Origin of the sequence: Stenotrophomonas sp. 2YAF22, from assembly GCF_052114665.1 — a bacterium.
In the GTDB taxonomy this organism is placed as follows: domain Bacteria; phylum Pseudomonadota; class Gammaproteobacteria; order Xanthomonadales; family Xanthomonadaceae; genus Stenotrophomonas; species Stenotrophomonas indicatrix.
Map to the genome: position 1 here is coordinate 1 of NZ_JBFRFE010000764.1, position 1,729 is coordinate 1,729.

2 protein-coding genes are annotated in these 1,729 nt (G+C 66.2%); one reads left to right on the forward strand and one right to left on the reverse strand.

Annotation, left to right across the window (positions count from 1 at the left end):
• Positions 1–86: 86 nt before the first annotated feature.
• A complete protein-coding gene (locus AB4Y84_RS20890) occupies positions 87–1,262 on the reverse strand; it encodes a thiolase family protein (RefSeq protein WP_394198587.1) in 1,176 nt (391 codons plus the stop codon).
• Positions 1,263–1,443: 181 nt separating this feature from the next.
• Here AB4Y84_RS20890 and AB4Y84_RS20895 point away from each other — a divergent pair.
• The coding region (locus tag AB4Y84_RS20895) for a hypothetical protein (protein ID WP_442250843.1) at positions 1,444–1,729 on the forward strand (286 nt) is incomplete at its 3' end.

Below are 1,729 nucleotides of genomic sequence, written 5' to 3' on the forward strand. Positions count from 1 at the left end.
GATTTAACGTCTATTTCGCAAAAATGAATGCGGGATCGTGTCAAGCGATCCCGCATTCATTTTTGCGAAATAGACGTTAAATCCTTTCAGATCAACTCGATGGCGATAGCCGTCGCTTCGCCGCCGCCGATGCACAGGGTGGCAATGCCGCGCTTGCCGCCGCGCGTGCGCAATGCGTTGACCAAGGTGACCACCAGGCGTGCGCCGGAGGCGCCGATCGGATGGCCCAGCGCGCAGGCACCGCCATTCACGTTGAGCTTGTCGTGCGGGATGCCCAGTTCGCGCATCGGTGCCATCGCCACCACGGCGAAGGCCTCGTTGATTTCGAACAGATCGACCTGGTCCAGCGACCAGCCGGTCTTCGCCAGCAGGGTGTGGATGGCACCGATCGGGGCGGTGGTGAACCACTCCGGCTCCTGCGAATGGGTGGCATGGCCGACGATGCGCGCCAGCGGCTGCAGGCCGCGTGCGGCAGCATCTTCTTCGGTCAGCAGGACCACGGCGGCGGCGCCATCGGAAATGCTGGAGGAACTGGCGGCGGTCACGCTGCCGTCCTTCTTGAACGCCGGGCGCAGGGTCGGGATCTTGGCAATGTCCGAACGGCCGGGCTGTTCGTCGCTGGCGACCTCGACCTCACCCTTGCGGGTGGCGACCTTCACCGCAACGATCTCGTCGGCGAAGGCGCCGTTGGCCTGGGCTGCCTGTGCGCGCTTGACCGATTCGATGGAGTAGGCGTCCTGCTCTTCGCGGGTGAACTGGTACTTGTCCACGGCGCATTCGGCGAATTCACCCATGGCCTTGCCGTCATAGGCATTGACCAGGCCGTCATGGGCCATGTGGTCCACGGCCTGGAAGTTGCCGAAACGGTTGCCGGTGCGCGAGTTGGGCAGCAGGTGCGGGGCGTTGGACATCGATTCCATGCCGCCGGCGACCACGACCTTGGCCGAACCGGCCTTGATCAGGTCATGGCCGAGCATGATGGCCTTCATGCCCGAACCGCAGACCTTGTTGAGGGTGGTGGCGCCGACCGACAGCGGAATACCGGCGGCGATCGCTGCCTGGCGGGCAGGGGCCTGGCCGAGATTGGCCGGCAGCACGCAGCCCATCAGGACTTCGGAGACCTCGCTGGCAGGCACGCCCGACTGTTCCAACGCGGCGGCGATGGCGGCCGCGCCGAGGGTCGGGGTCGGAACGCCGTTGAACTGGCCGAGGAAGGAGCCGATGGCGGTGCGCTTGGCGGCGGCGATGACGATGTTGGACATGGCAATCTCGTTGATGCGTGAGCAATGTTCGGAAAGGAGACGACGGGCGTTGGAAGCGCCGCCGTTTCCCGGCAGACTGCGTGGGGGTCGGCCCAGTATAGAGGGTCGGCGAAGACTGCCGTTGGGCAGTACTGGATGCCTGCCCGGATGGCGGCAGGCCAACGTTCATGGGAAGGAAACGATGGAACGTAAGACGATGGGAAGGTCGGTCCTGGCATCGGCGCTGGCGGTGGCGCTGTCGGCGTGTGGCGGTGGAGGGGGCGGCAGCAACGTGCGCATCGACCCGCCCCCGACCACGCCTCCGGTCACGCCCCCGGTCACCCCGCCTCCCGCGTCCAAGCCGCTGGAACCGGCTGTGGATGCGCATCTGGCACAGACCAACGCGCGTGCCGCACAGGTCACTGGCGCGACCGGCCGCGGCGTGCGCATCGGCATCGTCGATTCGGGCGTGCTGCGCAATGCCGAGG

Bases quoted from the DNA above. Each gene is read 5' to 3' on its own strand.
- AB4Y84_RS20890 (WP_394198587.1), bottom strand. From the start codon at position 1,262: ATGTCCAACATCGTCATCGCCGCCGCCAAGCGCACCGCCATCGGCTCC.